General features: G+C 66.9%; 28 protein-coding genes. 12 read left to right on the top strand and 16 right to left on the bottom strand.

Features of this window, described 5'->3' with window-relative positions:
* Nucleotides 1-23: 23 nt before the first annotated feature.
* Nucleotides 24-803 carry a glucose 1-dehydrogenase gene (locus tag QH276_RS27260; RefSeq protein ID WP_280397981.1) on the bottom strand — a complete coding sequence of 260 codons (780 nt, stop codon included), beginning with the start codon at nucleotides 801-803 and terminating at the stop codon, nucleotides 24-26.
* Nucleotides 804-943: 140 nt separating this feature from the next.
* On the opposite strand from QH276_RS27260, the gene QH276_RS27255 reads away from it, so the two are divergent.
* From QH276_RS27255 to QH276_RS27245, 3 genes are all read left to right on the top strand, one after another.
* A complete protein-coding gene (locus QH276_RS27255) occupies nucleotides 944-1,588 on the top strand; it encodes a TetR/AcrR family transcriptional regulator (protein ID WP_280397982.1) in 645 nt (214 codons plus the stop codon).
* A gap of 141 nt (nucleotides 1,589-1,729) precedes the next feature.
* Nucleotides 1,730-2,452, top strand: coding sequence for a hypothetical protein (locus tag QH276_RS27250; RefSeq protein ID WP_280397983.1), 723 nt, complete (start codon nucleotides 1,730-1,732; stop codon nucleotides 2,450-2,452).
* 130 nt (nucleotides 2,453-2,582) lie between these two features.
* Complete coding sequence (locus tag QH276_RS27245) at nucleotides 2,583-3,026, top strand: nitroreductase family deazaflavin-dependent oxidoreductase (protein WP_280397984.1); 444 nt, start codon at nucleotides 2,583-2,585, stop codon at nucleotides 3,024-3,026.
* A 214-nt stretch (nucleotides 3,027-3,240) separates the two neighbouring features.
* Here QH276_RS27245 and QH276_RS27240 read toward each other — a convergent pair whose 3' ends face one another.
* The 3 genes from QH276_RS27240 to QH276_RS27230 are packed head-to-tail and all read right to left on the bottom strand — an operon-like array spanning nucleotide 3,241 to nucleotide 5,119.
* The gene (locus QH276_RS27240; protein WP_280397985.1) at nucleotides 3,241-3,759 is read right to left on the bottom strand and encodes a hypothetical protein; all 519 of its coding nucleotides are present in this window, start codon (nucleotides 3,757-3,759) and stop codon (nucleotides 3,241-3,243) included.
* Nucleotides 3,760-3,780: 21 nt separating this feature from the next.
* Complete coding sequence (locus QH276_RS27235) at nucleotides 3,781-4,626, bottom strand: aminoglycoside phosphotransferase family protein (RefSeq protein ID WP_280406939.1); 846 nt, start codon at nucleotides 4,624-4,626, stop codon at nucleotides 3,781-3,783.
* Nucleotides 4,538-5,119, bottom strand: coding sequence for a histidine phosphatase family protein (locus QH276_RS27230; RefSeq protein ID WP_280397986.1), 582 nt, complete (start codon nucleotides 5,117-5,119; stop codon nucleotides 4,538-4,540). Before QH276_RS27230 ends, QH276_RS27235 begins: the two co-directional genes overlap by 89 nt.
* A gap of 208 nt (nucleotides 5,120-5,327) precedes the next feature.
* Between QH276_RS27230 and QH276_RS27225 the strand changes: the two genes are divergently transcribed.
* Nucleotides 5,328-5,957: a DUF3558 domain-containing protein gene (locus QH276_RS27225; RefSeq protein ID WP_280397987.1), complete on the top strand. Its 630-nt coding sequence runs from the start codon at nucleotides 5,328-5,330 to the stop codon at nucleotides 5,955-5,957.
* Between the two features lie 158 nt (nucleotides 5,958-6,115).
* On the opposite strand, the gene QH276_RS27220 is transcribed toward QH276_RS27225, so the two are convergent.
* Nucleotides 6,116-6,355, bottom strand: coding sequence for a hypothetical protein (locus QH276_RS27220; protein ID WP_280397988.1), 240 nt, complete (start codon nucleotides 6,353-6,355; stop codon nucleotides 6,116-6,118).
* Between the two features lie 19 nt (nucleotides 6,356-6,374).
* Here QH276_RS27220 and QH276_RS27215 point away from each other — a divergent pair, with 19 nt between their 5' ends.
* On the top strand, nucleotides 6,375-6,980 hold the full coding sequence (locus QH276_RS27215; RefSeq protein ID WP_280397989.1) for an SDR family NAD(P)-dependent oxidoreductase: 606 nt from the start codon (nucleotides 6,375-6,377) through the stop codon (nucleotides 6,978-6,980).
* Nucleotides 6,981-7,011: 31 nt separating this feature from the next.
* Here the strand turns inward: QH276_RS27215 and arfB are convergent, their stop codons facing one another.
* Nucleotides 7,012-7,440, bottom strand: a complete 429-nt coding sequence (arfB, locus tag QH276_RS27210) for an alternative ribosome rescue aminoacyl-tRNA hydrolase ArfB (RefSeq protein ID WP_280397990.1) — start codon at nucleotides 7,438-7,440, stop codon at nucleotides 7,012-7,014.
* A gap of 199 nt (nucleotides 7,441-7,639) precedes the next feature.
* Here arfB and QH276_RS27205 point away from each other — a divergent pair, with 199 nt between their 5' ends.
* Nucleotides 7,640-8,461 carry a CPBP family intramembrane glutamic endopeptidase gene (locus tag QH276_RS27205; protein ID WP_280397991.1) on the top strand — a complete coding sequence of 274 codons (822 nt, stop codon included), beginning with the start codon at nucleotides 7,640-7,642 and terminating at the stop codon, nucleotides 8,459-8,461.
* Nucleotides 8,462-8,538: 77 nt separating this feature from the next.
* Here QH276_RS27205 and QH276_RS27200 read toward each other — a convergent pair whose 3' ends face one another.
* Nucleotides 8,539-9,138 (bottom strand): helix-turn-helix domain-containing protein, encoded by a 600-nt coding sequence (locus QH276_RS27200; RefSeq protein ID WP_280397992.1) that lies wholly within the window; start codon nucleotides 9,136-9,138, stop codon nucleotides 8,539-8,541.
* A gap of 116 nt (nucleotides 9,139-9,254) precedes the next feature.
* Here QH276_RS27200 and QH276_RS27195 point away from each other — a divergent pair, with 116 nt between their 5' ends.
* Nucleotides 9,255-10,274 (top strand): alpha/beta fold hydrolase, encoded by a 1,020-nt coding sequence (locus tag QH276_RS27195; protein ID WP_280397993.1) that lies wholly within the window; start codon nucleotides 9,255-9,257, stop codon nucleotides 10,272-10,274.
* Nucleotides 10,275-10,323: 49 nt separating this feature from the next.
* On the opposite strand, the gene eccCb is transcribed toward QH276_RS27195, so the two are convergent.
* Both eccCb and QH276_RS27185 read right to left on the bottom strand, forming a co-directional pair.
* On the bottom strand, nucleotides 10,324-14,643 hold the full coding sequence (gene eccCb / locus QH276_RS27190; RefSeq protein ID WP_280398010.1) for a type VII secretion protein EccCb: 4,320 nt from the start codon (nucleotides 14,641-14,643) through the stop codon (nucleotides 10,324-10,326).
* Nucleotides 14,636-15,007, bottom strand: coding sequence for a hypothetical protein (locus QH276_RS27185; RefSeq protein WP_280397994.1), 372 nt, complete (start codon nucleotides 15,005-15,007; stop codon nucleotides 14,636-14,638). Before QH276_RS27185 ends, eccCb begins: the two co-directional genes overlap by 8 nt.
* Nucleotides 15,008-15,231: 224 nt before the next feature.
* Here QH276_RS27185 and QH276_RS27180 point away from each other — a divergent pair, with 224 nt between their 5' ends.
* Nucleotides 15,232-16,038, top strand: coding sequence for an LLM class flavin-dependent oxidoreductase (locus QH276_RS27180; protein WP_280397995.1), 807 nt, complete (start codon nucleotides 15,232-15,234; stop codon nucleotides 16,036-16,038).
* A gap of 99 nt (nucleotides 16,039-16,137) precedes the next feature.
* Here the strand turns inward: QH276_RS27180 and QH276_RS27175 are convergent, their stop codons facing one another.
* On the bottom strand, nucleotides 16,138-16,863 hold the full coding sequence (locus QH276_RS27175; protein ID WP_280397996.1) for a dienelactone hydrolase family protein: 726 nt from the start codon (nucleotides 16,861-16,863) through the stop codon (nucleotides 16,138-16,140).
* A gap of 253 nt (nucleotides 16,864-17,116) precedes the next feature.
* On the bottom strand, nucleotides 17,117-18,151 hold the full coding sequence (locus QH276_RS27170; RefSeq protein WP_280397997.1) for a DUF3558 family protein: 1,035 nt from the start codon (nucleotides 18,149-18,151) through the stop codon (nucleotides 17,117-17,119).
* 556 nt (nucleotides 18,152-18,707) lie between these two features.
* On the opposite strand from QH276_RS27170, the gene QH276_RS27165 reads away from it, so the two are divergent.
* Nucleotides 18,708-19,064, top strand: a complete 357-nt coding sequence (locus tag QH276_RS27165) for a VOC family protein (RefSeq protein ID WP_280397998.1) — start codon at nucleotides 18,708-18,710, stop codon at nucleotides 19,062-19,064.
* Nucleotides 19,065-19,309: 245 nt separating this feature from the next.
* Here the strand turns inward: QH276_RS27165 and QH276_RS27160 are convergent, their stop codons facing one another.
* Nucleotides 19,310-19,915: a dihydrofolate reductase family protein gene (locus QH276_RS27160; RefSeq protein ID WP_280397999.1), complete on the bottom strand. Its 606-nt coding sequence runs from the start codon at nucleotides 19,913-19,915 to the stop codon at nucleotides 19,310-19,312.
* A 222-nt stretch (nucleotides 19,916-20,137) separates the two neighbouring features.
* On the opposite strand from QH276_RS27160, the gene QH276_RS27155 reads away from it, so the two are divergent.
* Together QH276_RS27155 and QH276_RS27150 are read left to right on the top strand one after the other, a co-directional pair.
* A complete protein-coding gene (locus tag QH276_RS27155; RefSeq protein ID WP_280398000.1) occupies nucleotides 20,138-21,001 on the top strand; it encodes an alpha/beta fold hydrolase in 864 nt (287 codons plus the stop codon).
* A gap of 50 nt (nucleotides 21,002-21,051) precedes the next feature.
* Nucleotides 21,052-21,195, top strand: a complete 144-nt coding sequence (locus QH276_RS27150; protein ID WP_280398001.1) for a hypothetical protein — start codon at nucleotides 21,052-21,054, stop codon at nucleotides 21,193-21,195.
* 64 nt (nucleotides 21,196-21,259) lie between these two features.
* On the opposite strand, the gene QH276_RS27145 is transcribed toward QH276_RS27150, so the two are convergent.
* From QH276_RS27145 to QH276_RS27135, 3 genes are all read right to left on the bottom strand, one after another.
* Nucleotides 21,260-21,844, bottom strand: a complete 585-nt coding sequence (locus QH276_RS27145; protein ID WP_280398002.1) for a dihydrofolate reductase family protein — start codon at nucleotides 21,842-21,844, stop codon at nucleotides 21,260-21,262.
* Nucleotides 21,845-22,213: 369 nt separating this feature from the next.
* Nucleotides 22,214-22,765, bottom strand: coding sequence for a CAP family protein (locus QH276_RS27140; RefSeq protein ID WP_280398003.1), 552 nt, complete (start codon nucleotides 22,763-22,765; stop codon nucleotides 22,214-22,216).
* A 168-nt stretch (nucleotides 22,766-22,933) separates the two neighbouring features.
* On the bottom strand, nucleotides 22,934-23,530 hold the full coding sequence (locus tag QH276_RS27135; RefSeq protein WP_280398004.1) for a hypothetical protein: 597 nt from the start codon (nucleotides 23,528-23,530) through the stop codon (nucleotides 22,934-22,936).
* 157 nt (nucleotides 23,531-23,687) lie between these two features.
* Here QH276_RS27135 and QH276_RS27130 point away from each other — a divergent pair, with 157 nt between their 5' ends.
* Nucleotides 23,688-24,251: a TetR/AcrR family transcriptional regulator gene (locus QH276_RS27130; protein ID WP_280398005.1), complete on the top strand. Its 564-nt coding sequence runs from the start codon at nucleotides 23,688-23,690 to the stop codon at nucleotides 24,249-24,251.
* A gap of 42 nt (nucleotides 24,252-24,293) precedes the next feature.
* On the opposite strand, the gene QH276_RS27125 is transcribed toward QH276_RS27130, so the two are convergent.
* The gene (locus QH276_RS27125; protein WP_280398006.1) at nucleotides 24,294-24,686 is read right to left on the bottom strand and encodes a hypothetical protein; all 393 of its coding nucleotides are present in this window, start codon (nucleotides 24,684-24,686) and stop codon (nucleotides 24,294-24,296) included.
* Between the last annotated feature and the right edge of the window lie 186 nt (nucleotides 24,687-24,872).

The raw sequence follows: 24,872 nt of genomic DNA, 5'->3' as shown, positions 1-24,872 counted from the left end.
CGATCCGGTCGTGTCCGCGGTGCTCAGGCGGCCTCGGCCGGAAGGGCGGGGCCGAGGAGGAGTCCACCGTCGATGACGTACTCCGACCCCGTGATGAACGACGCGTCCGAGGAGGCGAGGAACAGGAGAAGCCGGGTGACGTCGGCCGGCTCCCCGAGCCGGGGGATGGCGAACGGCTCGGGCGAGTAGAAGTCGGCGATTGCCGCGGTGGCGCCGGCTGCCGGTTCCTGGATGAAAGGGGTCGCGATCACGCCGGGGTGGATGGTGTTCACCCGGATGTTGTCGCGGCCGAGTTCGAGTGCCGCCGTTCGGGTGAGTCCTCGCACGGCCCACTTACCGGCAACGTACGGCGCGTAGTGGGCCGTGCCGCCCAGACCCATGGTCGAGGCGATATTGACGATGGTTCCCCCTCCCGCGTGGCGCAGCGCGGGAGCGGCGGCCTTGATGCCGAGGAAGGTCCCGGTGAGGTTGACGTCGAGGATGCGCGACCACGTGGCGTGGTCCGTGTTTTCGATTGTCGCGGGCGGGTTTTGCACGCCCGCGTTGTTGACGAGCACGTTCAGGGCGCCGAAGGCGCTTTCGGCGGCTTGCACAGCGGCCGACCACGAGCTTTCGTCCCGGACGTCGAGGCGGGTGAAGCGGGCGCGGGGGCCGAGCTCGTCGGCGAGCGCGGCGCCGCGTTCGGCGTCGGTGCCTCCGATCACCACATTCGCCCCCTCCGCGTGAAAGGCGCGCACGTGGCTCGAGCCCTGGCCGCCGGTCCCACCGGTTACGAGCACGGTCTGGTTGTCGAAGCGGGGCATCAGGCGTTCCTTCGGTACGTGGATGACCAGGCCCACCAGTGATGGACGGCGAGCCAGTGGTGAGTCGATCGACTCACCATCCCTGACACTAGGTCGGCCGCTATGGTGAGTCAAGCCACTCACCTCGTATGCTCGGCCCCATGAGCAAGGTCGTGACGACATACCACCAGCGCGTCGCCCAGGAGAAGCGCGCGCTGATCGTGACCGCCGCGACCGCACTGTTTCTCGAGCTGGGCTACGACCGGACGTCGCTGGCGCGGATCGCCGAGCGCTCGGGCGTTTCGCGGGCCACCTTGTTCAAACAGTTTCCGAGCAAAGCCGTCCTGTTCGACGCCATCGTGACCGAGTCCTGGTCGACCGGCGACGAGGAGGATCCGCCACAGACAGGCAACATCGTCGAGGGGCTCCGCATCATCGGCCGCCGTTACGCCCAGCTGCTGGGCCGCCCCCAGATGACCGACCTGTTCAGGATCGTCATCGCCGAGCTGCCGCGGTTCCCGGAGCTGGCCGATGCGCAGTTCACGCACGGGAAGATGCCCTACTTCGAGTCCGTGCGCAGCTACCTCTTGGCCGAGCACGAGGCGGGAACGGTGCGGGTCGAGGACGCGGACCTCGCAGCCACCCAGTTCCTGGGCATGATCTCCAACTACGTCTTCTGGCCGGCACTCCTGGTGCCGGGCTGGAAGGTGAGCGCCGAACGCGTCGCTCAGGTGGTCGACGAGGCAGTCCGCACCACCGCTGCCCGCTATGCCACAACAGGGCACGGGGCATCAACCAACGACTGAGTTCCGCCGTCGGCTGATGCCATGTGGCGGCAGACGGACCGGCTCGGGCGCATCGGCGGCTCGCAGGCTCGGGGGGTCGAAATGTGCTCCCGCACTTGGCCATGCCGCCACGCACCGGCACCTACGTGGTTCGATTCGTCGGTGTCGGAAATTTTCGATCCGGAGACAGCCGCCTTGCTGGCGGAGCTGTCCACCAGCGGAACAGATCCCAGGGTATGGACGGAGTTGTGGAACGAGCTCTACCACCGATACGACAATGAGGTGGCGTGCGCGGCCCTGCCCGAACTCGCCGCCATCGCCGGCGCCGGTACCTCGCACGATCGCTTCGAAGCAGTTTCACTCGCGGGGGCACTGCTCGCGGCAGCCGACCCCTACACTGCCGAGATCCGCGAACGATACGTCGACGAGATCGCTGCCCTACACACGGAGGCGCTGGCCGAACTGACCGAAAGCAGCCCTGAAGAGGATCACGAGCCGGACAGCTTCCTCTATCGGGTGCAAGCGATGCTGGCCTTCGAGGACGCAACAGCGTGGTCGTCGAAGCTGGTGGAGCTCCTCGAAGAACAACTCGAGATCGAATGCCCGATCTGCTGGGCGGCGATGACCGTCCACCTCGGCGGTCCCGGATTCTTCACCTGCACGAGCGGTTTCCCCCTCGACACCGTGACCAGGCGACCGGTGGTCGCGGCAGATCCCGGCCGGATGACGGGCCTCGGTGATCGTCTCCACCGAATCGCCGTCGGCGGAGGGCAGCGGGTGATTGCCCGGCAACTCACGTTTCTGTTCGGCCGCGCCGTCTGCACCGAAGGCGGTCACGAATTCATACCCGCCGCCGCTGTCGAAAAGGCAGCCCTCGACCCTTGACAGGTTAGTGAACACTAGCGCATTCTGGGCTAGTGTTCACTAACCTACGCTTTGGAGTTCTCGTCATGCGTATCAATGTGTTCGGGCCGGCGTTGAACAGGCGACCCACAACTACCTCTGGAGACGCCTCATGACGAACAAACCCAAGCGACGCTTGATCAATGCCGTGAACATCGCCGTCATCGCCCTGCAGCGGGTCGGCATAGTGTTCGGGCCCATGCAGTTACTGACCGTCGCAGGAAGGCGGACCGGGCAATCGCGTACGTTCGCGATTGCGGTCGTGCCGGTCGCAGGTCAGCGCTATATCGTGCAAGCCTTTCCGAAGGCAGCCTGGGTGGCCAACGTACGTGCGGCCGACCGGGTCACCCTGACTCGCGGTCGTCACTCGACACAGGCACGGCTGACCGAGCTGCCGGTCGAGGCCCGCCGCCCGATACTGCGCCGACTGGTCGAGGAGAGCCCACCCAGCGTCGGCAAACGCTACGCCGACAACGGCCTGTCACCCAGCCCCACACCCGACGATGTGGCCGACAGCGCCGCACGGATTGCGGTGTTTCGGGTAGATACGATATGAGCCCACATCGAGGGTGACTCCGCACCGGGGCCGCATCCGCCGGCCCCTCAGCTCGTCCACCTCGCCGACACCGAACGACTGCCGCGCGACTACCACCGCAAGTCGGTCGGCACCCGGACCTTATTCGAGCTGATCGGACTTGAACCACCTGCACCGAGACGAGTGTGGTTGACCGTGAAGGGAGGACCGAAAGCGGATGTAGGCCGAGCTGTGTTCAACCCTCCGGCCGGTGCCGCACATAGTCCTGGTGGGCCACACCGATGTGAATGCTGTTCTCATCGAGACCGTTGGCGATGTGCAACCGCCGGTCAGCGAAAGCGAACTCCACCGCAACCGTGCCCCTGGCCAGGTCACGACCCGCTGGGTGCCACTCGAGCAGGGCGACCTCACGCAACTCGTGGCCGACGAACTGCCCGAGCCGCTCGTCGGCGAAGGTCCACTCGGGTGTCAGCTCGGAACTCTCCCAGCCGGTGATCGCCGCCGCGGTGTCGATCGTGTTCCAGCCGACCGAGAGCTCATCGAGTTTCCAGTGACAGATTTCCACCTGCGTACCGTCGAAGTCCAAGACAACCGGACAGTCGGCGAACCAGTCCCCGTCCTCGGCGAAACACACGAGCGCGAACCCGGTGAGACGCCGCCCGGCAAGCGCCGCCAGGCGTGAGCCGTGTTCCCTGCGAATCGCATCGATCCCGGTCAGGAAGACCGGGTCGAAACCGGAGATGCCCATTCTCACGAGATCCGATTCTCCTGTTTGTCACACACCCTTCAGAACACGCTCGAGTGCCGCCCGGCCTACAGGTCCCCAGTGCGGCTTTCCGCCCGGCAGGCCCCGATCTCCGTTCTGTCCCATGAGCATCAAAAACAGACTCTTCATGGCTGCCAGCCCGCGGGCCCGCTGGACCGCCGCCTCATCCGCGTGCGCGTACATATCGAAGAACCGTGCGGCCGTGTTCACAGGCAGCAGCACCCATGCGGCGGCGAGGTCCCACGCCGGGTCACCGGCGAACAGGTCACCGAAGTCGACAATGCCTGAGAGCGTTCCGTCCGAGACGACGGCGTTCGCGGGATGGAGGTCGCCGTGCACCCACACCGGCGGGCCCTCCCACTGGCCGGCGGCGACGGCATCGTCCCAGACCGCCCGGACGTCGTAAGCGAGGTCGGCAGGGGCGACGGCCCGGAACAGAGACTCGAAGCCCCCAGTGCAGCCCCTCGGATGGGTGCGGTCGGTGGCGACCGGCGCCTCGGGGGGTGCGGGAACGTGGAGCGCCCGGAGGAAGGACGCCAGCGTATCGGCCGCATGGGCGCCGCGGCTGATCGTGGCGTGGTCGAGCGGTTCGCCGGGAACCCACGTCATCACGGTCCAGTGTTTGGGGAAACGCTCGGACGGTTCACCGAATCGCACCGGGGTCGGCACCGGCAGCGGCAGGCGCGGGGCCAACACCGGTAGCCACCGTCGCTCCTTCAGCTGCAAGTCCGGGGTGGGATCCATGCGCTGCATACGTACGGCCAACTCATCCCCCAGGCGCCACATCTGGTTGCCCCATCCACCCGTCACCTCGTGGATGGTCAGGCCCGCAAGATCGGGATGTTGCTCCCGCAGAAGCTCTCGGACCAGGTCTTCGGTGATCTCCAGCTCGGTGCCGGTCATGCGACGTCACTGTACTGAGGCGGTGTGGTGGCCTGGCTTCGGGAGGAGCGGCGAATGTGATCGGTCGGTTCTCATCGGATTTCAGATGGGTGGTGTCGGCGAGGGCGACCAGGGTGCGGTTGCGCCAGTAGTCGTCGAGGCGTAGATGGGTGATCGCGCCGGGGGTTGTCGCGAAGGACGCGAATCCCACCGCCTCGACAGGGATCTGCATCCAGCTGGTGATAACGAACGTCAGGGCGTATCCGTGGGTGACCACTATGTGGTCGTAGTCGAGATCCGCCATCAACGTACTGATGCAGGCGCCGACCCGGGTGGCGACCTCGCGTCGTGTCTCGGTACCACCGATGGGACCGCGGTGGTCGATCCGGTCATGATCCGGTGCAGGGATCTGCCGCTGAGCGAGCCACTCGTTCGGCCGGCCGATGTCAGGCGCGAGTCGTACCATCCGCCGACCAGGTCGGCTTCGGTGTGGTCGGCGTGGGGGTGGCTCACCACGTAGAGATTCTGCATGGTCCCTCGTTCAGATCTGGTTTGTCGGGAAGCCCGCGAGGGACGTGGTAACCGATTCGGCGGTTTGTGCCATCATTACCGACTACTGGTGACTGTCTGTACCCGAGGGGCGGACCACAATTCTTATGTTCGGGGGTTCGACGATGAGGACCATCTTCGCTGCCGGTTGCCTGGTGGTGGGTGCGCTGGTAGTTACCGCATGTTCTAGCGGCTCTGTGAACCACGAGGCAACGACGGAGCTACCGGTGACCTCGTCGCCGACAGAGGCCGCGGGGACGAGCGTCTCCGTGCAGGTCAGTGTTCCGCCCGCACCGGCACAGACCGGCGCTGAACGGGTCCGGTTCGATCCGTGTGTGAGCGTGGGCGACGATCTGGTGGCCAGGTCCGGATTCGCCCCGGAGACCCGCGAAAGAGCCACCGCCGAAGGTGTCGGTATCTTCACGGAAATCGGCTGCCAGTTCTGGCGCGAAACCCTGGTCGACGGCGAGAAGCTTCTTACCAGCGCACTGTCGGTGACATCGAGCGACTTGACGCTCGACGACATCCGGAAGAACCCCGGTCACGAGGTTTTCAGCTCGGACCCGATCGGCGGGCGCGCGGCGGTGCTGTATCGAACTCCGGCGAATCCCGGCTCCTGCTCGGCAGCCGTCGAATCAACCGACGGAATCTTCCGGGTGGGCGTCATGACGCTGCCGGCGGTACAGGCTCCCCCACCCTGCGATGAGATCCGTCCGATCACCGAGATTCTGAGCGAATCGCTCGACACCAACTGAATCCTGGAATCCGGCGGGGGTTCCGTCCGCCCCGAAACCGATTGCCAGCGCGTCATTTCGGCGGCAACCGCCGGGGATCACGGCTGTCTCGAATTCGGATCGAGGATTCAGGAGCCCCTTGAACTCGACCGTGGGATTGCGGGGTGTTCGGGCTGGGGTCAGGTGGGCGTGTGGGCCTGTGTGCGCGGGTCGACCGCGAGGATCGATTGCAGGATCGAGCGGGCGGCCTCTCGTTCGGCGATGTCGCGGTTCATGCGATCGAGTTCGACACGCAGGTCCTCGGCCATTTCCGCGCAGGTGGGCGCCAGGTAGCGGCCTTCATCGACCATGCAGGGCAGCACTTCGGCGATCACCCGGGTCGGTACGCCGGCCGCGATCAGGATGCGGATACGTCGCACGGATTCCACATCGGATTCGGTGAACTCGCGGTATCCGCTGGGCCGCCGTTGCGGCGATGCGACGAAACACGCAGATATCGCCGAGCTCGGCCGGGTGGTCGAACAGCGCCTCGGTGACATCGACCATCTCTTCGTCAATCATGGTGTCGCCGAATTCAAAATCCTCGACGAGGCGACCGTGGAGCATTGGGACCGTGTCTTCGACGTCAATGCCAAGGGGGCGTTCTTCACGGTGCAGCGACTCGCCCCACTGATCCGCGACGGTGGCAGCATCGTCTTCACCACGGTGTCCAACGACCGGATCTTCCCCGGACTCAGCGCCTACTCTGCGGCGAAGGAGGCGGTGCGCGCATTCGCGAAAGTGCTTGCCGCCGAGATGCTGCCACGCAATATCCGGGTCAACGCTGTGGCTCCCGGATTCATCCTGACGCCGAGCATGGGTGTCGCGGAACTTACCGAGCACCAGCGCGCGGAGTTCCTCCGCGACGGAAAGGAAACCACGCCGATGGGTAGGCCGGGCACCGTCGACGAGGTCGCATCGGCCGCGCTCTATCTGGCCGGCGCGACCTTCACCACGGGCACCGAATTGGTCGTCGACGGCGGGTTCGCCCAAGGGCTCGGCTGACTCGCAGATCGCAACCTATCTGGACGAGGCGCTAGTCGTCGGGGAAGGCGCGGCGGTTTCGCTTGGTGAGGCCGCGCCGCTTCTTCGCGGCGATGCGACGTTCCTCGGCGCCGCGCGAGGGTTTGGTGGCGCGGCGGACGGGCGGCGGGGCGGCAGCGGCGTCACGTAGTAACGAGGCCAGGCGGTCGCGGGCGGCGGCGCGGTTCTGCAGCTGTGCGCGGTGCTCCGAGGCGGCGATCGTGAGAACCCCGTCGACCAGGCGGGTTGCCAGGCGATCGAGCATCCGGGTACGCAGCCACTCCGGCACGGAAGGCGAGTTGGCGAGGTCGAACGACAGCTCGACCCGGCTGTCGGTGGTGTTGACATGCTGCCCGCCCGGGCCGGACGAGCGTGAGAACCGCTCGCGTAACTCGGATGCGGGTATCACCAGCGTCCGAGTCACGGTCAGGTCTGCTGCCATGATCCGATGCCGTCTTTCCGATTCGCGAGTCCACTCTCCGGGGTGGGCTGAACAAGACCCTGTCGTTCACGATAGCGGCGACCTTGTCTACGGGTAACTCACTCCCGAGTACTACCGGGAAAGGCTCCTGCGGAGTGATGTGGCTCGGTTCGGCTCGTTCATAGTCTCGCCGTACTGCACCACGGCGAGAGGACTTTCCATGGCCATCCCCACCGACCGGAAACCGCCCATGCAGCGGTTCCGGGTGCCGGTTCTGCTCGTCGGGACGGTCGTGTTGCTGATCGCCGCCCGGGGGCTGGACGCGCTCGTTCCGGGTGTGCCTGTGCTGCGTTTCTGCGTCGGGATCGGCGCGGCCGCCGGGGCGATCCTCGCCTACACATGGCTATCCCGTCGTGTCGAGAACCGGTCGGAGGTCACCGAACTGGCCGCCGCGGGGCGGTGGAGCGGGCTGGGGTCCGGCGCGCTCATCGGCGCCGGGGCTTTCCTCGCAACGATGGTGCTCGCGGCCGTGTTCACCGATGTCGACGTCACCAGTGGCTCGTTCGGGGCGTGCCTGGGCGTGGCCGGCTCGATGGCCTCGGTGGCGGTCACCGAGGAGCTGCTGTTCCGTGGCGTGGTGCACCGCGTCCTGGAGGAACGGACCGGCAGCATCGTCGCGATCGCGGTCTCGTCGCTGATTTTCGGCCTGACACACGCGGTGAACAGCAACGCCACGTTATGGGGCACCCTGGCCATCGCAGTCGAAGGCGGCGCGTTGCTGGCCATCGCCTACACCGTCACGCGGTCGCTGTGGCTGCCGATCGGTCTGCATTTCGCCTGGAACTTCACCGCGTCCGGCGTGTTCGGCGCTACGGTTTCCGGCGCAGCCGGCGAACCCGGCCTGCTCCGCACCGTCCTTTCCGGACCGGAGGTACTCACCGGTGGGGCCTTCGGCCCGGAAGCGAGCCTCTTCGCACTGCTGTGCTGCCTGGTCCCGGCGGTGTGGCTCCTCCGCAGGGCGGAGCTCCTCACCCGGCGCTGACCGGTTCACCACCGGATCTCCCGCAATCCTGCCGCCGCGGCAGGTTTGTGGCGGCCCTGAGCTCCGAGACCGGAGTTCTATTGCGCGTCGTCCGGTGACCGCTGCGAGCCGGGGCGCACATGTGCGCGCGTGCCGTGCGGGCCGAACAGGATCAGCAACTCGACTGCACCCCCGTCGGCGCCGCCCAGCCAGTGGGGCAGGGATGTATCGAATTCGGCGGCCTCCCCGGCCGGCAACGTCATGTCACGGTCACCCAGGACCAGCCGCAGACGCCCGTTGAGGACGTACAGCCATTCGAAGCCGTCGTGCGTCTGCGGTGTGGGCTCCAGCGGTTGCGACCGGGCCGGAATCATCATCTTGAACGCCTGCACCCCGCCCGGACGCCGGGTGAGCGGGATGTACACCATTCCGGATCGGTGGATCGGCTTCAGGTGGATCCGGGGATCGCCGGTGCGCGGGGCACCCACGAGATCGTCGAGTGGAACATCGTAGGTACGCGCCAGCGGTAGCAGCAATTCCAGACTGGCACGGCGTTGCCCGCTCTCCAGCCGGGACAGCGTGCTCTCGGAGATTCCGGTCTTTTCCGTCAGGTCGGCGAGGGTGATTCCGCGGTCACGGCGCAGCGCGCGTAACCGCGGGCCCACCACATCGAGTACTTCTTCCGTTTCCCGGTCCATCCGGGCATCTTGCCGTAACCGCAAGACTTCGTGCCAGATGGCGACGTGATCGGTGAGACTGAACCGGCCCCGTTACCAGGGGCTTCGATGGTTTCACCTGTACAGAACGGACCACGATGACCACCGCAACCCGGCCACCGGCGCGTCAGGCACTGCGCATGGCGGCGGCCGCCGCGATCGCCTGCCTGCTCACAATCTTCACTGCGGCATGCGGCGCGCCGACCGCCGCCGAGATTCCCCCATACGCCGCGGCCACTCACGAAGACCCCGACTTCGAAGGCACCTTCCGCCACGAATTCGCCGATATCGACGGCGTCCGCATGCACTACGTGACCGGCGGCAGCGGTACACCGGTGGTATTGATCCACGGTTGGCCGCAGACCTGGTACGGCTGGTGGCCGATCATGCCCGAACTCGCCGAGCACCACACCGTCTACGCCGTCGACCTTCCCGGGCTGGGTGACAGCACCGGGTCGCCGACCGGCTACGACAAAGCCACCCTCGCCCGGTACATCCACACCTTGATCGCCGAGCGGCTCGGGGTGCGCGACGCGCGCGTCGTGGGACACGATTTCGGTTCCGCGGTGGCGTTCCAGTACGCCGCCCAGTTCCCGGACGACACCGCACGACTCGGCTACTTCGACCTCCCGCTACCCGGCCCGGCGATCGATGCCGCCACCTATCGGACACTGAGCTGGCATATCGCCTTCCATTCCCAGCGGCGGGTTCCCGAGGCAGTGGTGGGCGACGACGTCCGCGAATACCTTGCCCTGTTCTACCCCCAGGTCGCCTTCGGTGGAACAGCTTTCGGCGGTACGTCGACCCGCTCGCCGTTCACCGCGGCCGAGATCGACGAGTACGCCCGGACATACGCCCGCCCCGAGGCACTGACCGGCGGTTTCGAGCTGTACCGCAGCCTGGACGTGGACGTCCACACCACCGTCGTGGCGCCACCTGTCCGGGTCCCGACTCTGCTGCTGACCGCCTACGGACAGCTCGATCCGGTCCGTGCCACCGTGGCCCCGCGGATAGCCGATATCGTCCGGGCAATCGACGTTCCGAACGCCGGGCACTGGCTCATCGAGGAGAACCCACGGTTCGTCACGACGGAACTACTGCGTTTCCTCGACGGCTGAACTCGCCCGGGGTACAGGCCGGCCCTGCGGTCGCTGCGGGTACGGCGCGCTAATCGGCCGGCGTCTGGGCGATCTGCACCATTTCTTGTTCCCGCCTGCGAGAAACGAGGATTCCTCGACCTGGAGGTAGTTTTGCCGGCCGGACATCACCCATCACGATTCCCTCGTCGCGGGAGCCGCTCATGATCAGTGTTTCCGCCGCGAGATTCTTCAACGCACCGAGAATCGGATCGTAGAGGGCACGCGCGACCCCACCGATCCGACGCGCGACGATCAGGTGCATCCCGACATCGCGGGCCTGCGGTAGGTACTCCAGCACGGGAGCCAGCGGATTGTCGCCACTGGCCACCACCAGGTCGTAGTCGTCGACTACGACGTAGATCTCCGGCCCGCGCCACCAGCTGCGCTCGCGTAGCTCTTGCGGGGTGATTTGCGGACCGGGCAGCCGCGATTGCAGTAGAGACGCCAGATCGCGCATATTGGTCTTGAGACCCTCGGCACCGGTCGCGTAGGCGGCGAGCCGCTCCGGGGCGACGGCGCCCAGCAGGGTGCGCCGGAAGTCGACCAGGATGAGCGCGGCGTCACGCTGCGCGTTGGATTCCGTAATACCGGTCACGATAGTGCGCAGCAGCGTCGTCTTGCCGCAACCCGCATCGCCGAAGGCCATGAAATGTGATTCGGCCTCGAAATCGAGGAGAACGGGCTGCAACTCGGATTCACCGAGGCCGACCACCACTTTGGCCCTCCCGAATCGGATGCCGAGATCGCGGGCCGCCGTGAGGGCCTGCTCGCGCGGGAGATGCGCGGGCAGCAAGCGGACCTCGGGGGCACGGCGGTTGCCGTAGCGGTCACGTAGCATCTCGGCACCGCGGGCCATCCCGGTGGTTACGGTGCCCGGGTCCGAGTCGGAATCCAACCGCGGGAGCGCCACCAGTATGTGCAGTTGCTCCACGGTGACACCACGACCGGGCCGGTCGGCAGGCACCTGATGGGCGATACGCCTGCCCATGTCCGAGTCGGACGGGTCGGCGAGCCGCAATTCCAGCCGGGTGCCGAGGCGGTCCTTCATCGCCGGCCGGATCTCGGCCCACCGGGTGGCCGAAATGATCACGTGGATACCCACCGGCAAACCCTGTCCGGCAAGCGCTGTGATCTGCGATTCCAGCAGTTCGTACTCGTCGCGGACTGTCCGCCAGCCGTCGACCACCAGAAACACGTCACCGAATTGATCGACCGGCGCAGCGCCGGCTTCGAGGGCGGCGATATTGCGCCGCCGGAACTCTGCCATCGAGTCGATGCCGAGTTCGATAAAGCGTTCGCTGCGCTGCCGCAGCAGCGTCGTCAATGCGGCGATCGTCCGGCGCACCCGGTCGGAGTCGCGGCGGTCGGCCACGAAACCGACGTGCGGTATCCCGGCCAGCCCGGCCATGGTGCCGCCGCCGAAGTCCAGGCAGTAGAACTGCACCTGTTCGGGGGTATAGCGAGCCGCGGCCGCTATGACGATCGTATGCAGGGCGGTCGACTTACCCGACTGCGGACCGCCCACCACCGCGATATTGCCCCGTGCCCCCGACAGGTCGAGGGTCAGCACATCACGGCGGTGCTCGTACGGCTTGTCGATCACGCCGATCGGTATCCACACCTGATCGTGCCGGTTCGCCCACGGGGAGTGTTCCGGATCGGGCAGCAACATATCCACCGTCGGGGACTCGTCCAGCGGCGGCAGCCACAGCTGATGCGACGGCCCGTCATGTCGCGGTATTCGGGCGACAATGGCGTCCAGCACCGATCGTTGCTCGAAGCTCCCGGTGTCCGAGCCCGGGGTGAGCCGCTCCGGCCCACTCACATACGCGGCTTTGAACCGTATCAACTCGCCGGTATCGGCCCTGAGGTAGCCGGAGCCGGGAATGCCGGGCAGCTGATAGGCGTCTGGGGTGCCCAGGACGGCGCGGGACTCGTTGGCCGAGAACGTACGCAGACCGATTCGGTAGAACAGGTGCGACTCCAGTCCGCGCAGCTTGCCCTCCTCGAGCCGCTGCGAAACCAGCAGGAGATGCACGTGCAACGACCGGCCGAGCCGGCCGATCATCACGAGCGATTCGACAAAATCAGGTTTCTGTACCAGCAGCTCGGAGAACTCGTCGATGACGACGAGCAGTGCGGGCAGCGGTTCGAGCGGAGCGCCCGCGACCCTGGCCCGCTCGTAGTCGGCGGCATTGGCGTATCGACCGGCGGAGCGCAACAGTTCCTGCCGGCGGTTCAACTCCCCGGCCAGGGCATCTTTCAGGCGGTCGATCAGCGCGAGCTCTTCTTCCACATTCGAGATCACCGCGGAAACGTGGGGCAGTGAGTCCAGGCCGAGGAATGTCGCACCGCCCTTGAAATCGACCAGCACCAGGTTCAGCGCCTCCGGCGAATGAGTGGTCACCAGTGCGAGCACCAGCGTGCGCAGCAGTTCGGACTTACCGGAACCCGTCGCACCGATACACATCCCGTGCGGCCCCATTCCTCCTTCGGCCGCTTCTTTGAGATCCAGTTCGACGATATTGCCGGTGGGGGTCACACCGATCGGTACGCGCAATCGGTCGCGCCCCGTCCTGGGCTGCCACCGCACGGTGATATCGAGATCATTACCCGAGACCAGTCCGAGCAATTCGGCGAAGTCGACCTCGGCGTCGACGCGAGGGTACTGCGCATCGGACAAGTACGGCACCTGGCGATGCCCCCGGACCCGTTCGACCAATTCCGCCGCCCCATCGGATATCTCCGACAGGGCCGGCAGCTCGGGGTCCAACTCCCGCAGATCGGGCATGGCTATGCGAAAGGGCCGCTGCCGGAACAATGCCCAGCCGGGCCCGTCCGGGAGGCGAGCGGCGCGCTCCGGATGCTGCCGAGAGTCCGCCGGGCGATTCAAACGCAGTTCGATATGCGCCGAGAACAGGTCGGCCAGTTCAACGGGTACCTCGGTCCAGTCGCGTGCGGTCACCACCGTATGCACGGCATACTCGGGTCCCGCACTCGCGAGATGCCGGACTCGGCGATCGAATTCCGCGATGTGCTCGCGGAAATCCTCCAGCCTGTCGATGAACAGGAAGATATCGGGAACAGGCTCGGCAAGCGTGGAACGCACGGCCCGCAGACTCGCCGGCGAATCAATACTGTGTTTCCGGTATATGTTCCTGCGGCGGCGGATCTCGCCGGCGATCCGGTCGAGAACGGCCTCCACATCCGCGGGCTCGTCATCGCCTACCGCGCTCGCAATATGCGGCAATGCGCTCATCGAACCCAACCGGTTACCGGATTCCAGCACAAACAACGTCGCCTCGTCCCATGAATGGGTCAAGGCCAGGGCCCCTGCGAGCGTACGCAAGAATGTGCTCTTTCCAGAGCCTGCACGGCCGACGATGACCAGGTTCCGGTCCGCACCGGCCAAATCCAGCCACACCGTTTCGCCGGAAACTCCGTCGGTGCGCCGCTCCTGCCCCACGGGGACCTTCAATTTCCCCGTACCCCACCAATTGGCCGCACGCAATCCGCCGATCGAGTCCTGTTCGAGCCGGCCGACGAGTGTGCCGAGCTGCACCCGGTCACCGACCTCGAGGATAGTGGAGTACCGCCGCCGGACGCGGGCGATATGCACCTCGTCGCGGAACACTCCGTAATGGTTCGGTGTCTGCCGCTGGGTCCGGCTCCGGACCTCCTCGCTGGCATACACCCACAGGTCGTGCACGCCGATTTTTCCGCTGCCGCGATCCGCCAAACCGGTGTCGATTCCTTTGATCAGCGCCGAGGTGAACTCCGACAGCGGGGCCGAATCGCCACCTCGGCGCTCGGTGGCGGTCTCCACGCCGCTCGACGCCGTCAGTACGCAGATACCGTCGCCCGCCGCGAGATCCTGGGCAACATCATCGATGGTGGGCACCACCGACTTCATCACTTCGGTGCCGAGAAAGGCTCCGCTGTAACAACAATCCAGGATGATGATCTTGGCTGCCGCCGCTGACTCCCGGATCAACTCGCGGATGAATGCCGACGACACAGCCGTACTGCTCGGCATCTGCGGATCGGTGTTCCCGGCGGCCAGATACAGATTCTGCCGGGTACGCAGGCCGTGACCGGAGAAATAGAACAGGACGACGTCCTCCGGTTCGGCCCCACGGAACAACCGCTCGATGCTCCGCTCGATTTCCGCCTTGGACTCGTTCACCAGTAACTCGGTCGGCCGGAATTCACCGATCTCAGGGTCCCGCAACAGTTCCCGAAGCTGCTCGGCATCGGAAATCGGTGCATACAGCCGCGGCAACCCATCGAAATGGTAAGTATCGTTCGCTACGAAGAGAGCGAGTCGCCGGCCGTCCGGACTAGTCATCACGCAGCAGAGCGTCGACCTGCTCGACGATCGCATCGACCTGACCGCGATCCGGCGCGACGATGGTGATCTCCCGATCCCCCTTCTTGATCGTGACCGATTCCGCCTTGGTCCGTTCCATGAACCGAAGCAGGACATCGCGGATCGCCCACGCTGTCGTTCCGACGGCACCGCCGGTGAGCAGCAGCTGGCCGAGTTGCTCCACCGCGCCGGACTTCTCCCCGGGTTCTGCGGCCGTCGTCACTCGTCGAGCGGCCACTCCCCTGATCTCGCCCAGATCGGCCTGCAACTCGCCAACGAGCTCGTCCAGCCGATCACCCCCTCGTCCCCGCCCGGGGTCTATCGCCAGAAGCACATCGCTCACCGTTCAGCACCTTCCGCCACCCACACTCGCAGAATCACTTTACTCAGACCACGGATTGCACGGCGCGGGATCACTTCCGAAACCACCTGCACAGTAATGGCTCAACGCGTCTGCGCCGGAAGACCCCGGTAGAGCCGGGTGTATACGAACTGGGCCGCACCGATGAATTTCGGGCGGGGCCGTCGTCTGTTCCTCTGGACCGACCGGAAGACAGGAGTCCGAATATGACGAGACCGTTCCGATTCGGGGTTGTTGCTCCGCTCACCACCGACGTGCCGACGTGGCGTGACCGCGTACGCCGCAGTGCTGACAACGGCTACTCGACGCTGCTCGTACCCGACTTCCCACAGACGCAACCGGCACCCGGCCCGATGCTGGCAACCGCCGCTGCCCTGACCGATCTGCGCGTGGGCACCTGGGTGTACGCCTCCCCGTTCCGCCCGGCGTGGTTGACGGCATGGGAAGCGCACTCGCTGTCGCTGCTGACCGAGGGCCGTTTCGAGATGGGCATCGGCACCGGCAGACCCGGAATCGAGGACGAGCTGCGCGACAAAGGAATGCCTGCCGTACCGCCACCGTACCAACGGCTGGCACAGGTGCGGGAGACGGTTGAAACGTTGCGAGACCTCGACGGCCCGGATCGGCATACGCCCGTGGCCATGGCGGTACTCGGTCCGAAGGCCCAGGCGCTGGCGGCCGAGGTCGCGGATACGGTCACCTTCGTGTTGGGGGCTCAGCCGCGGCACGAAGTCGAGCGGATGGCGCGCGAGTTCCGCGCGGGCGCCGACGCCGAGCTCGCGCTGGCTGTACCGGTGGTCGGGGACTCTGTCGCTGCGTACATGACGGGCCCCGATACCGACCCTGCTGCGCTGCGCGCCGCAGACGCGATGACCGTCCTCCCGGACGATCCGGCAGCCGCCGCCGAGGAAATCCAGCGCCGCAGGGAGCAGAGCGGCTTCTCCTACTTCGTTTTCGGCGCCGATTCCGCCGACCGCCTTGCTCCGGCCGTCGCCGAGCTCGTCGGCCGGTAGTCACGAGGTAAGAGGACGATACGAGACGGCTCCCGCCTCGGCGCCCGGACCGGGGCATCTGCGTTGCGGAGCACTCGGCCTACCGGGTTGCCGGCCGGATCACTTCGTGACGGGCATGCACTCGGCGAGTAGGTCGACGATGTCGCGCCAGGCTCGCTGCGCATGCTGCGGGTGGTAGCCGACGCCGGGGAGCACGGCCTGGTCGACCGGCGGATGGTGGAAGGCGTGCAAGGCCCCACCGTATACCGTCAGACGCCAGTCGACGCCCGCGGCCTGCATCTCGGCGGTGAACGCGTCTCGCTGCGCGGGCGGCATGATCGGATCTTCCGACCCGACACCGGCCCACACCGGGCAGCGAATGCGCGCCGCTTCACCCGGCCGGCCCGTGGTCAGCGCGTTGATTGTCCCGATCGCGCGCAGGCCGACCCCGGCGCGCCCGAGCTCCAGCGCGATCGCGCCCCCGGTGCCGTAGCCGATGGCGGCGATCCGGTCCGGGTCGGTTCGCGGCTCGGCGCGCAGCACGTCCAGCGCCGCGTGGCCGATGCCCCGCATCCGGTCGGGGTCGGCGAGCAAGGGCGTGATGCGCGCCAGCATCTCCTCGGGGTCGGCGAACCAGCGCCCGCCGTTGATGTCGAAAGCGAATGCCACGTACCCCAGCTCGGCCAAGGCGTCGGCCCGACGACGCTGAAAGTCGTTGAGCCCCGGACCCTCCGGTCCGATCAACACCGCGGGCCGCCGATCGACCCCAGCCGGAAGCGCGAGATGCCCGACCATGGTCAGGCCGTCGGCCGGGTACTCGACCGTGCGCGTTGCCACCGTCGTCATGGGGCTCGACTGTAGTGATCGTCGCGGCCGGTCGCGCCGGTGTTCACTGCCGGCATAACCACGCGATGAGCAGAGCGAACCCACCGGCCTTTCCACCAAGCGCCGAACGCATCGGATCGATTTGTCGCACTGCTCGAAACGGCCGGACCGCCCGGTTCGCCGGTGTTTCGCAACGATCCCGGCCGGCACCGCAGCAGTGATCTCGGCGGCCGGCGGTCCCGACCGAACTCGACCCGTTCAATGCGGTTTCCGGTCAACGGCCGGGAGGGAAGTGCCGGGTCAGCGGCACTGTCAGATGGGTGAGTTCGGTGCACGGTGCGTCCCGGTTGCCCGACGTCTCGGTCGAGACCTGCACCTCCACGACGCCGGTGACGATGCCGTCGTCTATGCCCTGAGGGATGTCGAACAGGAGGGTGCACGGTGTGGCGGATACGCCCTCGGGCACAGCAAGCAGGGCACGCCGGTCGCCCACCATGACCGGCCGGGGCTGGGTGAAGACCTCGTAGGCCCACTCCGTGAATCGACTGTCCTTCGTGAATACGGCCACCTCGTAGGATGGACCGGACCACCGGCACTGTTTCGACTCCGGAAACGGGGTACTGGTCTTCTCGGACTGCGGGTCCAGGCCCGCCGCCGTGAGATCGGCCTCGGGGATCGTACACGGATCCCACACCTGTTGCGGCGCCATCGGAGTGGTGCTCTCCGGGGCCGTGCTCGCGGCGGATGGAGAGCTGGTTCCGGACTCGGGCCGCAACGTCTCGCGCGGCAGACTCGCCGAAAGATTGTGCAGCAGTGCGGTCGCGATGGATTCGGCGCCGGCGGCGAGTTCGGCGCGCAACCCCGGTGAGTCGGCGCTGGGCGGGATGCCACTCGCCCCGGACCAATTCAGACCTTGGGTGCGCACGTTGACGTCGAGGTTCCCGAGCCTGGTCCGCACCGACACCGCAACCTTGTCCGTCCCCGCGGTCAGGGTCGCGATTTCGGCCTGATCGCCGAGGCCGGGAACGGGTGTCGGAGCTCCACTTGCCGAGGAGGGTTCTGCCTCGGCGGATGTCGTGGGCGGCTCGGCCAGGATCGGATGCGTCCACACCCTGAGCAAGATCTCCGCCGTGCGCGAAAGCGGCACCGGCGTGGACACCTTGTCGGGGTGCGGAATCGGATCCTCGAAGGTGACCGCGCAGGCGAGGGTCTGCCCGGCCGAGGTGGCGAACTCGGACGTGGTGACAGGCTGCGCGTCCACCGTCGCCAGGGCGCCCGCGAATCGCTGCAGAGCATCGCCCGCTGCCACGCGGACCTCGGCGCAGGAGGCGGGTAGTGCCGCATATCCGGATGGGTACTGCGGCCCTGTCGTACCGCCACACGAGCAACATACGGCGACCACGGCCGCTATGACCGCGATGCCTCGCAGTGAACGCGACCGGCCACCCGCTCGGAGCCGGGCCGCAAGCCGGGTGGCACCGGCTCGGGCGATCGCGATTTCTTCCGGTGTGTCGATACCGGGTGGGGTGTGAGCGGAATACATGAACCGATCTCCTGTAGCGAGTGCGGGGTACGCGTCAGTACACGGTCACCCCGCTCAGTGCCCGATGCCCAGTACATCCGGGCAGACGTGGCGGCACTGTTCGTCCGCCAGTACGTCGTCACGTTGTCCGGCAGGCCGTCCCTGGACACGCGAGGTTCGGCCGGACCTACGGCCAAGACAACGATCACGCAACCAATGGTTGCACAAAGGCGCGAACCGTGAGAATGTATTGCGCAACCAATTGTTGCGCACTTTGGGTGAGACCACCCAGGACGTCGGCAGCTCGCCGGCGTCGAATCAACCGAATCGGAGAGTGAACGAAATGCCCACAATGCCCGCCGGAAGCATCCTGCTCGGGAGCGCACAGGCCGAGAACCTGCGCGCCTGGTACCGCACCGCGATCGCACCCGACCACACCGGTGACGGGCCGATTGTCGCCGGGAACCTGTGGCTCGTCATCGAGCAGCGCGACGACGTCAGCGAGCGCAACCCCGAGCCGGGCAGGTCGATCCTGAACTTCCACGTCGACGACTTCGCCGGCTACGAGAAACAGTTGAACGCCGCAGGGGTCGAATGGGTCGCGCCCGCCGAGGACCGGCCATCCGGCAGGTTCGCGACGTTCGAAGATCCCGATGGCAACTACCTGCAGATCATCCAGCTGCGGCCGGACGCGATGTGACCGCGCTCGTTCGCACCGCTGATCGGCCGGTCGCATCGTCGAGGACACGGTTGCCCACCGGCCTCGACCACACTCCGCTGCATCGACAGCAGTGGGCAGCAGCCCGGCACCACCGACTCCGCTACGCCCCGGGACGGCGAGTGTCGCCGTGCTGCGGCCCGCGAGCCGGATAGCGCGTGCGCGAATCGCCGGATCCGGCCCCGGCCCGGCGGTGGCCGGCGGCCGGACCGGCGGATGGGAGAACATCATGCGGGGGCGCCGAGCGGCGGGTGCTCGAGCACGCGGGGCTTGTACTCGACCAGCTGGAGGCCGCTGTCGAAGGTGCGGTGCTCGGTCATCTCGAGGGCGACGTCCGGATAGCCGTCGTAGATGCGTTCTGCGCCCGTGGCGCCGGTGATCACCGGGAACATCACAACCCGGAAGCGGTCGACGAGTCCGGCTCGCAACAGGGAACGGCTCAGGCTGAGGCTGCCGATCGTACTGAGGATCCCCGAACCACTCGACTTCATGGCGCGGACCGCCTCGACGGCGTCGTCGCGGACCAGCGTGCAGTTGGCCCATTTCAGTGGCTCCTCGAGCGAAGAGGAGAACACGATCTTGGGCGCCTGTGTGAGCTCATCGACCGACGCCTCTTCCTCGGGCCTGAACTCTTCCTGGCCCGGCGGGACCTCACCGGCGGCGAAGCCCGACATCAGGCGGTAGGTGTTGGCGCCCATCAGGTACGTGACCTTGGGCTGCTCGCCGAGCCACGCAAGGTACTCCGGGCCCTCGAGGCCCCAGAAACCGGGCCATCCCTCTCCTGATGCGTAGCCGTCGAGGGAGGTGATGAAGTCGACGAGAAGCTCCGACATTGCGGTGTCCTTTCCTAGGGTGTCATGAGCTTTGACCGTCCGGGAGCCACGAACTCATCGGTCGCGCTGTGGGATAACGGAAAACTCATCGCCGGATCGAAACCGGAGATCCCTGTTCTCATAAGGGGCCGCTCCCGTGCTGCCGCACCGTTCCCTCCGATGAATTTCGAGGGAATCCGCCGTCGACACTGTTGAGTATGCCGACAGACAAGGAGCCCAGGTATGACGAGTCCGCTTGGATCGGGCGTGTCCTCGGTACGGGTGAACGGTGTGGATCTGGGCATCCAGAGCTTCGGCCGCGCGGACGATCCGCTCGTCCTGCTGGCCGGCGGCACAACGATGTTGTCCTGGCCCGATGCGCTGTGCGAGCGGCTCGCGTCGGGCGGGCGGCGCGTGGTGCGCTACGACCTGCGCGACTCCGGCGCGTCGACAACCCTCGACCCGGAAAACCCCGCCTACAACCTGCGGGATCTCGCTGCCGATGCGGCCGCGCTGGCCGGGGCGCTCGGCGCCGGGACTGCCCACCTCGGTGGAATCGGCGTCGGGGGGATGGTCGCTCAGATCGCCGCGCTGGACCACCTGGACGTGTTCTCCGCTCTGACGCTCGTCGGCACCCGGCCGGTGGCGCCGGGACCGGTCGACGAGGACTTGCCCGATCACGACCGCGCGGTCATGGGCCCGCTGTTCGCCCGCCCCTGGCCGGACTGGACCGACCGGGACGCTGTCGCGGCGTTCGCTGCCGAGGGCGCCGAGCCGATGGGCAACGATCCACAGCAGGCCCGGGAGACGGCCGGCCGTATCTGGGACCGGACGCCGTCGAGCGATCCCGCGGTGCACCAGGCGAATCAGCTCGGGATGGTGTTCTCCCGGATCGACTGCACCCCACGCTGGCGCGAGCGGCTCGGCGAACTCGACGTGCCCACGCTCGTGGTGCACGGTCGCGCCGACCCGTTCTTCCCGGTCGGCAACGGTGCCGCGCTCGCCGCCGAAATCCCCGGGGCGCGGCTGCTGGTCATCGACGATATGGGCACCGCTCTGCGCCACACCGCGGCCGACCGGGTCGCTGCCGCCATGCTCGCCCAGTAACCGTATTGCTGGTGAAAAGAGAAGGATTCCAGCCATGAGCGACGTCGGAAATGCGCTTCAACTGGATCGAATCCGACCTCGCGGCCCTGGCGCCGGCCGAGGCGCGCGAACTCGTCGTCGATGCATGGCGCATGGTGGTCCCGAAGAAGCTCTCCCGGGCTTACGACCTCCCTCATCCCCATGGGCCCGAGTAGGAGAACCGCGCGGTCCTGCTGCGCGCCGGTACACCGAGCGGACGCTGCCCCTGGCCGCTGATACTCAGCGCCTGGTCTCATACCTGGTCAGGACCACGCCACCGGGAAATGTCCGGGTCTCCATCAGGGTCAGGTTCACCCAGTTGTCCAAGGCCGCGAAGAACGGGGTACCGCCACCTACCAGAACCGGATAGGTGACCAGCACGTACTCATCGATCAGCCCGGCCCGCATGGCCGCCCCGGCGAGCGTCGCGCCGCCGATATCCATCGAGCCGCCATCCTCGGCTTTGAGCCGGGTGATCTCGGCGACCGCGTCGCCGGTGACCAGGCGGGTGTTCCAGTCGACCGCGCGGGTCGCCGAGGAGAACACCACCTTCGGCATATCCCGCCAGCGGCGGGCGTACTCGATCTCCGCCGGCGTGGCACCCGGCCGCTGGTCTGCGGTCGGCCAGTGCCAACTCATCGCCTCCCACAGCTTGCGCCCGTACAGCGCCAGGCCCGTCGCTGCCACCCGGTCGGACCACCACTGGAACAGCTCGTCACCCTGCGACGAATCCGGGCCCTCACCCCCGCTCCAGCCGAGGTCGTCGCCGGGCGCGGCGGTGTAGCCGTCCAGGGTCACATTCATGGCGAAGCTCAGTTTCCCCACAGTGCCAGCCTCTCGTAAGTCGGTACTCGATAGGAAGACCGGCGCGGCGCGGAAGAATCATCGGTCGGGTTCTCCCGCAGCCACCGGCGCCGTGGGAGAAAGGAGGCGCTGCCGGAGGTCGCGGCACCGGCGCAGTTCGCGCTCGAAGCGGTAGGCGGCGTTGGCGTGGAGGTACCTCGCCGGGGTCGGGCAGTTCGGTCAGGTATCGGCGGTCACCGGGAGCGAGCAGGTGGCCGCCGGATCGGCGCGCGCCATACCGGCCTAACCGCTCAGCAGGCGGCGGATCTCCACGTCCGGATACAGGGTGGTGCGGCTTCGCCGAGCTGATCGACGAAGGTGCGCTGCGGGAATCGGTGGCCCGTGCCCCGATTACGGGCGCTGTACGTTTTCCCGGAAGTGCCGGTTGTTGTCGCCCATCATATTGCCCGGCCGATTGTATTGCGCGACAACGTATTGCCCGCCCTTGCCGCCGGTGTTACAGGCGACTCCCACCCCGAGCTTCGTGCTCGCCTTCCAGACCACCTGCGTGAAATGCCCGGTCTCGCGGGAGAAGCCGGTGGGTGTGTCGAAGTTGTAGTCCTTGATCTCGTCGTACCACGCTTTCGTCGCGGAGAAGCCGGTATGCCGGGAGCCCCATATGACGGCGAGGTTCTCACCGTTGCCCGAGCCCTGCGAGTGCTCGAATTTCTGTGTGTCGGCCAGATGCTCGGCCCACCGCCGGGCCGAGGCCGACACCGCCGGGTCGAGCACCATCGCGGGTGCGCCGTGCTTCGCCCGGTACTGGTTGTGAGCGGCGAGCATGTCCTGCGCGAACGCTGCTCCGCCGCAGGCCGGGTCCACTCCGGCAGCGGCCACGCCGGTACCGCCGACAGCGGCAACCAGCACGGTCAGACAAGCCGACAAAATCCGTCCACGACGCATTGCGATCTCCCGGGAGGTAGGTGAGACGAGCAGAAGGCGAAGCCGAGACCAGCGCGGATCAATCGGAAACCATCAGCGCACTGAGTTTCTCGGCGATCAACCTACACCGGGCTGCAGCCTTCCGGGTGCGTACGGGGTTCTCACGGCCTCGTCGACCGAGGCGCTGTCTCAGCGACTCAGTGGTACGGCTTCGCCCTCGGGCCTGCGCAGGTGCAGACGGATCGCCGAGATCAGGAAGAAGATGCCACCCAGCGTCGCGTAACCGGCGAGAGCAGTGAGCGAGGCATTCGACGCTCCGGCCATCATAATGAAACCGCCGCCGGCGAAGACGGAGATGCCTCCGCTGAGGATCATCGCCCACTGACCGCCGAGCCGATAACGCAGGAGCGCGACGATCAGCTGGACGATACCGGCGGCGACCGCCCAGACGCCCCACACTCGCAGCACGGCCGGGATACCGGAGGCGGCCGCGAAACCCAGGCCGACGGCAGCCGGCAGGCTCACCACCATATTGATGTAGAGCGGCACCCGGGGGCGGATGGAGCCCGAGGAACGGAAGTCGATCACGGCCGCGGCGACATCGAACAAGGGATAGATCACCAGCAAGGCGACGGCCGCGGGGGCGACAGTCGTCGCGAGCATCGCCGTCAGGACCGCCCACACGATGGCGAAACCGAAACGGACGAAGTACAGGTTCCGCAGAGCCGTGTTTCCGGCCGGCGCATCTACCACAGCTGTGGCGGTGGGGGCAGAGGGACTGGACATGAGACTCCTTGACTTCGTGCAGCGGTGAATGCCATCCGCAGCAGAGAGAAAGAACGATCGGTATACCAGCGTGAGCGCACCTTTACCGAATGTCAAGACCGATCGTTCTTTCTGTTAGCCTCGTGAGTAGCCGCCTCGGCCCGAAGGGAGTAAACAGATGTCGGAAGCACGGTCCCGGCTGCTCGACACGGCCACCGAGCTCTTCTACACCGAGGGGCTGCACTCCGTGGGCGTCGAGCGCGTACTCGCCGAGGCACGGGTCACGCGAGCCACGCTGTACCGGCATTTCAGCGGTAAGGACGACCTTCTGGTCGCCTACCTGGCCCGGGCCGACGAGGCCGTCCGGGCACAACTCGCCGCCGCCCGCCACCCGGCTTCGACCCCGGACGACATCATTCGATCCGTCGGCCGGAACATCGCCGACGATATCCGCCGACCCGGTTTCCGCGGGTGCGCTTTCCTCAATGCCGCGGCCGAATATCCGGACCCGGATCACCCCGTCCACCGCGCCGTTCTCGAACACCGGCAGTGGTTCCTGGCATCGATGACGGAATTGTTCACCGCCACCGGGAAAATCGACCCGGAACCCGCCGCGCGGCACTTCGTCATGCTGCGCGACGGCGCCATGGCCGCCGGGTGCCTGACCGATCCGGAGCCGATCGCCGGAACATTCCTGCGCGGAGTCGAAGGACTGCTGGAGTACCGCAGTCGTCAGGAATAGCGTTGCGCGATATACCGCATAGCGGTGCAGCGCGCGGTGTTGTCAGGGCACGAAAACCTCGGCCGTGCCGGGGACGCTCGGGCGGTCGGTGCGCAGGGTGAGCGCGACCCGGCCGGGGCCCGAGTCCACGTGCAGGTAGAACGGCCGGGAACTGGTGTGGCCCGCGGGGATGAACTGGCTCACCGAGCCGCTGCGGCCGGTGTCGAGATTGCGCCAGTCCACGATCGCCGTGACGTCACAAGCCAGCAGAGTAGGCGCCCAGTCGCCCAGCGGGGAGAAGCCCTGGGTGATCCGCAGTTCGATGGAATGGGCGGTCCCCGGGAAGACGTGGTACTGCGACAGCGGGCCGTCGTAGGCGACTCCGGCCGCACTCAGCATGCCCACGCAGATACCGTTGCCCAGCGTCCAGGCCGGGGCGGTGCGGACCTCGTTCATCGCGCAGCTTCGCGGGCCGACATTCGACACCCCGAGCTGGCAAGGCTCGGCGGGGCCGGCCACCCCCGGCGCCCCCCCCCGCCAAGCCCCCCCCCCCAACCCCGGGGGGGGGGGTGTGGGGCGTTTTGGGGGGGTGGGGGGTGCGGGGAAAAAGCGCGAGACATTGGGGGGGTTTAAATTTTGCAC

It is taken from the genome of Nocardia carnea (genome assembly GCF_029869215.1).
GTDB classification, from domain to species: Bacteria; Actinomycetota; Actinomycetes; order Mycobacteriales; family Mycobacteriaceae; genus Nocardia; species Nocardia carnea_B.
Note: the sequence above shows the minus strand (reverse complement) of the source record. Positions and strands in the feature narration are given on the sequence as shown.

Coding starts and splice junctions, on each gene's coding strand:
- arfB (WP_280397990.1), bottom strand. CDS start 7,440: ATGGCAGCAGACCTGACCGTGACTCGGACGCTGGTGATACCCGCATCC.
- QH276_RS27195 (WP_280397993.1), top strand. CDS start 9,255: ATGACCACCGCAACCCGGCCACCGGCGCGTCAGGCACTGCGCATGGCG.
- QH276_RS27135 (WP_280398004.1), bottom strand. CDS start 23,530: ATGTCCAGTCCCTCTGCCCCCACCGCCACAGCTGTGGTAGATGCGCCG.
- QH276_RS27165 (WP_280397998.1), top strand. CDS start 18,708: ATGCCCACAATGCCCGCCGGAAGCATCCTGCTCGGGAGCGCACAGGCC.
- QH276_RS27225 (WP_280397987.1), top strand. CDS start 5,328: ATGAGGACCATCTTCGCTGCCGGTTGCCTGGTGGTGGGTGCGCTGGTA.
- QH276_RS27150 (WP_280398001.1), top strand. CDS start 21,052: ATGCGCTTCAACTGGATCGAATCCGACCTCGCGGCCCTGGCGCCGGCC.
- QH276_RS27245 (WP_280397984.1), top strand. CDS start 2,583: ATGACGAACAAACCCAAGCGACGCTTGATCAATGCCGTGAACATCGCC.
- QH276_RS27200 (WP_280397992.1), bottom strand. CDS start 9,138: ATGGACCGGGAAACGGAAGAAGTACTCGATGTGGTGGGCCCGCGGTTA.
- QH276_RS27205 (WP_280397991.1), top strand. CDS start 7,640: ATGGCCATCCCCACCGACCGGAAACCGCCCATGCAGCGGTTCCGGGTG.
- QH276_RS27140 (WP_280398003.1), bottom strand. CDS start 22,765: ATGCGTCGTGGACGGATTTTGTCGGCTTGTCTGACCGTGCTGGTTGCC.
- QH276_RS27255 (WP_280397982.1), top strand. CDS start 944: ATGAGCAAGGTCGTGACGACATACCACCAGCGCGTCGCCCAGGAGAAG.
- QH276_RS27175 (WP_280397996.1), bottom strand. CDS start 16,863: ATGACGACGGTGGCAACGCGCACGGTCGAGTACCCGGCCGACGGCCTG.
- QH276_RS27125 (WP_280398006.1), bottom strand. CDS start 24,686: ATGAACGAGGTCCGCACCGCCCCGGCCTGGACGCTGGGCAACGGTATC.
- QH276_RS27230 (WP_280397986.1), bottom strand. CDS start 5,119: ATGGTACGACTCGCGCCTGACATCGGCCGGCCGAACGAGTGGCTCGCT.
- QH276_RS27180 (WP_280397995.1), top strand. CDS start 15,232: ATGACGAGACCGTTCCGATTCGGGGTTGTTGCTCCGCTCACCACCGAC.
- QH276_RS27130 (WP_280398005.1), top strand. CDS start 23,688: ATGTCGGAAGCACGGTCCCGGCTGCTCGACACGGCCACCGAGCTCTTC.
- QH276_RS27160 (WP_280397999.1), bottom strand. CDS start 19,915: ATGTCGGAGCTTCTCGTCGACTTCATCACCTCCCTCGACGGCTACGCA.
- QH276_RS27155 (WP_280398000.1), top strand. CDS start 20,138: ATGACGAGTCCGCTTGGATCGGGCGTGTCCTCGGTACGGGTGAACGGT.
- eccCb (WP_280398010.1), bottom strand. CDS start 14,643: ATGACTAGTCCGGACGGCCGGCGACTCGCTCTCTTCGTAGCGAACGAT.
- QH276_RS27260 (WP_280397981.1), bottom strand. CDS start 803: ATGCCCCGCTTCGACAACCAGACCGTGCTCGTAACCGGTGGGACCGGC.